We start from the raw sequence: 8,138 nt of genomic DNA, 5'->3' as shown, positions 1-8,138 counted from the left end.
GCACTCTGCAAACACGAAAGTGGACGTATAGGGTGTGACGCCTGCCCGGTGCTTGAAGGTTAATTGATGGGGTTAGCGTAAGCGAAGCTCTTGATCGAAGCCCAAGTAAACGGCGGCCGTAACTATAACGGTCCTAAGGTAGCGAAATTCCTTGTCGGGTAAGTTCCGACCTGCACGAATGGCGTAACGATGGCCACACTGTCTCCACCCGAGACTCAGTGAAATTGAAATCGCAGTGAAGATGCTGTGTATCCGCGGCTAGACGGAAAGACCCCGTGAACCTTTACTATAGCTTCACAGTGAACTTTGAACCTATTTGTGTAGGATAGGTGGGAGGCTTTGAAGATAGGACGCTAGTTCTATTGGAGCCAATCTTGAAATACCACCCTGGTATGTTTGAGGTTCTAACTCAGGTCCATTATCTGGATCGAGGACACTGTGTGGTGGGTAGTTTGACTGGGGCGGTCTCCTCCCAAAGAGTAACGGAGGAGCACGAAGGTGTGCTCAGCATGGTCGGAAATCATGCGTAGAGTGTAAAGGCAAAAGCACGCTTAACTGCGAGACAGACACGTCGAGCAGGTACGAAAGTAGGTCTTAGTGATCCGGTGGTTCTGTATGGAAGGGCCATCGCTCAACGGATAAAAGGTACTCCGGGGATAACAGGCTGATACCGCCCAAGAGTTCACATCGACGGCGGTGTTTGGCACCTCGATGTCGGCTCATCACATCCTGGGGCTGAAGCCGGTCCCAAGGGTATGGCTGTTCGCCATTTAAAGTGGTACGCGAGCTGGGTTTAGAACGTCGTGAGACAGTTCGGTCCCTATCTGCCGTGGACGTTTGAGATTTGAGAGGAGCTGCTCCTAGTACGAGAGGACCGGAGTGGACGAACCTCTGGTGTTCCGGTTGTCACGCCAGTGGCATTGCCGGGTAGCTACGTTCGGACGGGATAACCGCTGAAAGCATCTAAGCGGGAAGCCTCCCTCAAGATAAGATCTCACTGGGACATAAGTCCCCTAAAGAGCCGTTCGAGACTAGGACGTTGATAGGTTGGGTGTGTAAGTGCTGTGAGGCATTGAGCTAACCAATACTAATTGCTCGTGAGGCTTGACCATATAACACCAAAGTGGTTTTAGATGATAAGTGAAGAGAGAATGAAAAAGACTCTAAGCAAATGCATCAAAGATTACAGAGACACATTACGATAAAAACTGGTTTAACCTTGATTACCGTTATTTCAAAAAAGAATTGTTAAAGATCCAAGCATGTCTTCGCGTGTTTTGGTTGGAAGAAAGAGATGATAGAGATTATGATCTTAAGAAACCGCCAGAACGAACGCAGCAGAATTGCTTGACGATCATAGAGGCGTTGAACCACCTGATCCCATCCCGAACTCAGAAGTGAAAAGCGCCATCGCCGATGGTAGTGTGGGAGATCCCATGTGAGAGTAGGTCGTCGTCAAGCTTAAATTAAGAGAGCCCTGATAGCTAACGCTGTCAGGGCTTTTTTTTGGCTGGAGATAAATGATTGAGAGAAAGTATTTTGAGGTTAAGATATTTTTTGTATCACGAGTTGTTATTAATCGTTTCAAAGTTTGCAAGCAAATGTCGAAATTTTTCTCCTTGAATGGCAACGTGTCCGCGTAGTAATTGAGCTGCTTTGTCTGGGTCTGCAAGCTCGAGTGCGGCCACAACTTGCTCATGCTCGGACATGGATTGAGGCATACGTCCTCTGACTTGAAGCTGAAGGCGTCGATAAGGCTTTAACCTTTGGTGTAGCTGTTTGGTTTCCTGTTCTAAAAAGCGATTGCCTGATTGCTTATAAATGATCATGTGAAAAACTTCGTTAGCATAATAATAGGTATCGGCTTCTCCTGCCAACATTGCTGCTTTACACTTACTATTTGCTTCTCGTAGCTGTTGTAAGGCCTCTTCTGATATGCGTAATGCAGCCAGTCTGCCGCAGGAAGCCTCAAGTTCTGCCATCAGTTCAAATAGTTCAACCAATTCTACAGGGCTGTGCCTGCGGACAAAAACACCCCTTCGGTGTATTTGTTCTACCAACCCTGATTTACTTAACTTTTGTAGCGCCTCTCTAATAGGTGTTCGAGACACACCAAACTGACTAGATAGGCTGACTTCACTGAGCCGCTCTCCAATCTGGTAATCTCCCCGCAGGATAGATTCTTCTAACGCACTGGCAATAATGTCTGAATTTTTCATAAGTTTTAGTGTACCACAATGCATCAGAAGCGGAATAAATTGTATACAAGAATATCATTTCGTGTATCTTTATGGTCAAAGTGTATTACAAATGAGTCATTATTTATTCTAACACTTGTCTAAATAACTAAAAATTTATTTAGAAAAAATCTATGTAGTTCTCGATTCTCTAAAAAATAAAAATAAATTCCTAGGAGAAAAAAATGATCAATATCCTTTCAAAATCACTTATTGCATTAGCTTTATTGGGCGGCACAGTCGCCGCAAGCGCTGAAGAGCTAAGGTTATCCCATCAATGGTCAAATAACGATATTCGCCATCAAGTTGCTCAAATGGTTGCGGACGAAGTAAAGGCGGCAAATGTCGATTTGACAATCAGAATTTTTGGCTCCAAATCATTGTTTAAACCCCGTGAGCAGTATCGACCAGTTAGTCGAGGTCAGTTGGACATGACTTTGATTCCGCTTAGTTATGCTGGCGGTCAGCAGCCCGCTTACAACCTTACCTTGATGCCTGGATTGGTTAAAAACCATGACCATGCAGCTCGTTTGAGCGGGTCGCCTTTTATGAAGGCGATTGAGGCAAAAATGGCGGAAGATGATGTGATTGTTCTGGTTCATGGTTATTTAGCTGGCGGCTTTGCAGGTAAAGATGCATGTATTACTAAACCTGATGATGTCAAAGGTTTGCAAATGAGGGCGGCAGGGAAGTCCTTCGAACAAATGTTAGCTGGTGCTGGTGCTTCGATTGCCTCAATGGCGTCTTCAGAAATTTATAATGCGATGCAAACTGGTGTTCTTAATGGCGCAAATACGTCATCTTCATCATTCGTTTCCTATCGAATCTATGAACAATCTAAATGTTATACACCTGCAGCCGATGTCGCACTTTGGTTTATGTATCAACCTTTATTAATGAATAAAACGACGTTTGAAAACTTAAATAGTGAGCAACAAGCGGCGCTATTGGCAGCATCGAAAAAGGCTCAAGCTTTTTACTTGCTTGAAGCGAAAAAAGAAGACGCTGCATCGACAGAAGTATTCCGTAAAGCGGGTGTTGAGATTGCCGAAATGACACAGGATGATTTTGATCAATGGCGAGCTCTTGCTAAAGAAACATCATATAAAGCCTTTGTTGCTGATGTCCCTGATGGCCAAGCTTTGCTTGATTTAGCATTGGCGGTTGAATAGGGATTTAAAAAATGACGTTACCAAATCAATACTCTGAAGGTAACCAAGGGATACAGCATAAATTTATTTATGCTGTATCCTGGCTGTCGACCTTATCAGGCTGGCTGGCAGCGGTGATGATAGTTGCAGCTGTGGTTATTACTTGCCAGATGATTTTTGTTCGATCCATCCTCAATCTTTCTACGATCTGGCAAACAGAAGCCGTTGTCTATCTTATGATATCGGCTACCTTAATGGGGCTGCCTTATGTGCAGCTTCTACGAGGTCATGTCAATGTCGATCTTATCCCTATTTTGCTACCTGCATTTTTACGTAAATATCTTTATTTCCTCACACTTGTGTTATCGGTTTCGATTGTTCTTGTAATGGTCTTTTATGCCTTTGAGCATTGGCATCTAGCCTATGAGAGAAATTGGAGGTCAGATACCGTTTGGGGCATTAAATTATGGATTCCTTACCTGGCATTGCCTGTGGGTTTTTTCTTACTTCTTCTTCAATTAGTTGCAGACTTTTCAGCTGTGCTGGTTGGTAAAGATACGCCGTTTGGCTTGGAGGACAAATAATGGATCCGTTAGTTTTAGGCGGAATAGTCGCCATAATGACTATTGTTGTTTTATTTTCAGGTGTGTCTGTCGCACTTGGTTTATTGATTGTGTCTGGCGGTTTTTTATTAGCGTTTGATGGTTTACGCTCTTTGGAGCTTTTGCCTGAAATATTTTTTGGTAAGCTCGATAGCTTTGCATTATTGTCCATTCCCATGTTTATTATTATGGGTTCTTCTATCGCTTCTACTCGAGCTGGAGCCGATTTATATGAAGCCCTAGAGCGTTGGTTAACACGTGTTCCTGGTGGTTTAGTTATATCCAATCTGGGTGCTTGTGCGCTTTTTGCCGCCATGTCTGGTTCTTCTCCTGCGACTTGTGCGGCGATAGGTAAGATGGGCATACCCGAAATGCGTAAACGAGGCTATCCTGACGGCGTTGCGGCTGGTTCTATTGCTGCGGGTGGTACGCTCGGCATCCTTATCCCTCCCTCTGTTACTATGATTGTTTATGGTATTGCGACAGAAACCTCAATTGGACGATTGTTTTTAGCCGGTGTTATGCCTGGTTTATTGTTGGTTTTTTTGTTTATGGCGTGGTCTTTGTATTCGACGTGGAAGTCTGGCAATAAGCAGTTATTGGTGGCGGGCAATTATAGTTGGCGGGAACGTTTTGAAATTTTGCCTCGTGTAGTGCCATTTTTAGTGATCATAGCTGGCGTTTTGTATGCTATGTATGGCGGAGTGGCAACACCATCTGAAACGGCGGCTGTTGGGGCATTGTTATGTCTAATTATTGCGGTAATTATTTATCGTTTATGGCACCCAAAGGATCTCTGGGTTGTGCTTCGCGACAGTACTCGTGAAAGTGTGATGATCTTATTTATCATTGCGGCCGCTGGTGTGTTCAGTTATATGCTTTCTAGCCTATATATTACCCAATCAATTGCTGAATGGATTGGTACCCTAGACGTTAATAGATGGGTATTGATGATAGCCGTGAATATTTTTCTATTAATTGCAGGTTTTTTCCTGCCTCCTGTCGCGGTTATTTTAATGTCTGCGCCAATTTTATTACCCATTATTACCACTGCTGGTTTTGATCCCATTTGGTTTGCTGTGGTATTAACCATTAATATGGAGATTGGTCTGATTAGCCCGCCCGTTGGGCTAAATTTGTATGTAATAAACGGCATTGCGCCTGATATTTCGTTGAAAACTATTCTGATGGGGTCTTTGCCCTATGTCGCCTGCATGATTCTCGCGATCGTCCTGTTGTGTTTGTTCCCAGGTATTGCAACTTGGTTACCGAATGCCGTTATGGGAGCAAGTGTATGAGTATGATGATGGAGTTATTAAATAGTATTTTTGATCGACGTTATCGACCTCTAGCAAAAGATAAGGCTGAAGACAGTTCCATTATTACCTTGGCTGATAAGTTGATCGGAACGGCGGGAGAATCTTCAGGTATTACCTTAGCAACACAAGTCCTTGACCGTTTTGATACTTTAAATGATGTGGATAAACTGGCTTTCTTTCATCATCTAGCTGACAACATGGATATTGATTATATTGTCGTTGAGAAGGCCCTAGGGGCATACAAAGAACAACCATCTAAAAAGACATATTTTGATTACATGGCGGCCGCTGAACCTAGGCGACAAGAACTGATAAGACGCTTAAACCAAGTGGTAGGCGCCACAGGAAAGCTTGTTAATATGCGTGCTGATTTGCTTAGGCTGAAGGAAAAGTCAGATACTCTTGCGGCATTAGATTTAGATTTTCGGCATTTGTTTGTTTCATGGTTCAATCGTGGTTTTTTAGTATTGCGTCCGATTAATTGGGAAACGCCTGCGCATATATTGGAAAAAATTATTGCTTATGAAGCGGTTCACGCTATAGATAGTTGGGACGACTTACGTCGTCGCATGCAGCCAGAAGATCGTTGCTGCTTTGCTTTCTTTCATCTTTCTATGCCCGATGAGCCTTTAATTTTTGTTGAAGTAGCCTTAACTCAGGGTATTGCAAATTCTGTTCAATCTGTTTTATCTGATAATCGCCAAGAGATATCGGTAGATGAGGCTGATACTGCAGTTTTCTATTCTATTTCAAATTGCCAGCAAGGACTGAATAGTATTTCGTTTGGTAATTCTCTTATTAAGCAGGTTGTTGCGGATTTGTCTTCAAGGTTTAGTAACCTGAAAAGCTTCGTCACTCTATCGCCTATCCCTAGTCTAAAAACATGGATTCAGAAAAAAGAAATTAATACGACACAGGCGCCATTTAGCGATATGAGATCGTTAGCCGCTCATTATTTACTTAATGAAAAATCCCAAAATGGCAAACCTCTTGATCCTGTAGCGCGTTTTCATTTGGGCAACGGAGCTAAAATACACGCAATTCATAATGACGCTGATTTATCTACTAAAGGGCTTAGTCAATCGGGTGGTGCAATGGTGAATTACCTATATGAACTGAAACATGTGTCTGAGAACCATGAAAAGTTTGCCGCAACAGGGTGCATCTCTGCAGGTCAAGATATTCATAAACTAGGTGAACATTTATCTCCGTTACTAAGGGAAAAAAACAATGTCTAATCCACTTTATGATGGTTTGTTTGCCGTCCATAAGGGCAAACAAACGACTTTTATTTTTGATTCCTTAAATAACATAAATGTCTCGTATGATGCTTTTTTAAAGCAAGCATCACAATATGCGAATGTGATTACCCAGCAGGGGTTGCAGCCGGGGGACTGTCTTGCTGCACAAGTAGGTAAATCTGTTTCTACGTTAGCTTTGTATGCTGCATGTGTTCAGGCTGGCGTCGTCTATTTACCACTTAATACAGCGTATACTTTTTCAGAAATTGAGTACTTTGTTAAAGATTCAGAAGCTAAGTTAATAGTATGTAGTCCTGAATCAGAGAAAGGCATGGGGATTATTGCTGCGCAGTATACCGCCCGACTTATGACTCAATCAGATGATGGTTTGTCTGGTAGCTTGTTTCATGCTTCTCAAGGAGTACCAACAGAATTCCCTACGGTAGATCGTACTCATGATGATATTGCGTCGTTTCTGTATACCTCAGGGACGACGGGGCGTTCAAAAGGCGCTATGTTGACTCAGCAAAATTTGTTGTCGAATTGTGAAGTATTGAAAGAGGTATGGGAATTTACTGAAGACGATGTTCTGCTTCATGCTTTGCCGATATTTCATATTCATGGTTTATTTGTGGCAGTCAATATAGCATTAAAGTCGGGTGCGAAAATCCTTCTAGAACCGAGCTTTAACCTTGATCGTGTCATCGCGTTATTACCCAATGTCACTACTTTGATGGGAGTGCCGACTTTTTATACCAGACTATTAAGTGATGAACGGTTTAATCGTGATCTTACAAAGAATATGCGTTTGTTTGTGTCTGGTTCTGCCCCATTATTGCCTGAGACCCATATTCAGTTTGAGCAGCGTACAGGTCATCGTATTTTGGAACGATACGGCATGACAGAAACCAACATGAACACCTCGAATCCTTATCATGGTGAGCGTCGTGCTGGTACGGTCGGTTTCCCATTGCCAAATGTAGAGTTAAAAATTACCGATCCAACAACAGGTGAAACTTTGCCTAATGGAGATATCGGCCAGATCGAAGTGCGTGGACCTAATGTTTTTAAAGGCTACTGGAATATGCCTGAAAAAACGGCGGAAGAATTGCGCCCCAATGGTTTTTTTATTACCGGTGACTTGGGGCTGATTGATAAAGATGGCTATGTCAGTATTGTAGGCAGAAATAAAGACCTGATTATTTCAGGTGGCTACAATATTTATCCAAAAGAGATTGAGTTAATACTGGATGAGCAAGTTGGGGTATTGGAAAGTGCGGTAATAGGTGTTCCACATCCAGACTTTGGTGAAACAGTGGTTGGAGTGTTAGTGGCTAATGGTGATTTACTTGATCTTGAGAAAATTCAGCTGGCAATCAAAGATAGTCTTGCTAGGTTTAAACATCCTCGACAGCTTGTGGTTATTAATGCTTTACCAAGAAATACCATGGGAAAAGTTCAGAAAAACATTTTGCGTGAAGAGTATAAACAACTGTTTAAGTAGAGTGGCTAGAGGATTCAAGGATGAAGTTTTTTAGGTTGCCAAGATAACTTTCATCCACCGAGTTGAACATTTAAAAGCCGTAAA

6 protein-coding genes and 2 rRNA genes (1 of these 8 only partly in view) are annotated in these 8,138 nt (G+C 42.7%); 7 read left to right on the top strand and 1 reads right to left on the bottom strand.

What is annotated here, in order from left to right:
• Positions 1–1,112, top strand: a 23S ribosomal RNA gene (locus MP3633_RS17525) (it extends 1,784 nt beyond the left edge of the window).
• 234 nt (positions 1,113–1,346) lie between these two features.
• Positions 1,347–1,461, top strand: a 5S ribosomal RNA gene (gene rrf, locus MP3633_RS17520).
• 101 nt (positions 1,462–1,562) lie between these two features.
• Here rrf and MP3633_RS17515 read toward each other — a convergent pair.
• Positions 1,563–2,219, bottom strand: a complete 657-nt coding sequence (locus tag MP3633_RS17515) for a GntR family transcriptional regulator (RefSeq protein WP_112135094.1) — start codon at positions 2,217–2,219, stop codon at positions 1,563–1,565.
• 203 nt (positions 2,220–2,422) lie between these two features.
• On the opposite strand from MP3633_RS17515, the gene dctP reads away from it, so the two are divergent.
• From dctP to MP3633_RS17490, 5 genes are read left to right on the top strand one after another with little or no spacing between them, the layout of a single operon-like run.
• A complete protein-coding gene (gene dctP / locus MP3633_RS17510) occupies positions 2,423–3,409 on the top strand; it encodes a TRAP transporter substrate-binding protein DctP (RefSeq protein ID WP_176336505.1) in 987 nt (328 codons plus the stop codon).
• A gap of 11 nt (positions 3,410–3,420) precedes the next feature.
• A complete protein-coding gene (locus tag MP3633_RS17505; protein ID WP_176336504.1) occupies positions 3,421–3,972 on the top strand; it encodes a TRAP transporter small permease in 552 nt (183 codons plus the stop codon).
• Positions 3,972–5,288, top strand: a complete 1,317-nt coding sequence (locus MP3633_RS17500) for a TRAP transporter large permease (RefSeq protein WP_176336503.1) — start codon at positions 3,972–3,974, stop codon at positions 5,286–5,288. Before MP3633_RS17505 ends, MP3633_RS17500 begins: the two co-directional genes overlap by 1 nt.
• Complete coding sequence (locus MP3633_RS17495) at positions 5,285–6,547, top strand: malonyl-CoA decarboxylase domain-containing protein (RefSeq protein WP_176336502.1); 1,263 nt, start codon at positions 5,285–5,287, stop codon at positions 6,545–6,547. The genes MP3633_RS17500 and MP3633_RS17495 overlap by 4 nt, the downstream gene beginning before the upstream one ends.
• Positions 6,540–8,054, top strand: a complete 1,515-nt coding sequence (locus MP3633_RS17490; protein ID WP_176336501.1) for a malonate--CoA ligase — start codon at positions 6,540–6,542, stop codon at positions 8,052–8,054. Before MP3633_RS17495 ends, MP3633_RS17490 begins: the two co-directional genes overlap by 8 nt.
• Positions 8,055–8,138 lie beyond the last annotated feature (84 nt).

The organism is Marinomonas primoryensis, from assembly GCF_013372285.1.
GTDB classification, from domain to species: domain Bacteria; phylum Pseudomonadota; class Gammaproteobacteria; order Pseudomonadales; family Marinomonadaceae; genus Marinomonas; species Marinomonas primoryensis.
The sequence above is the reverse complement of the archived record's forward strand: the minus strand, read 5'-3'. Positions and strand labels throughout refer to the sequence as shown.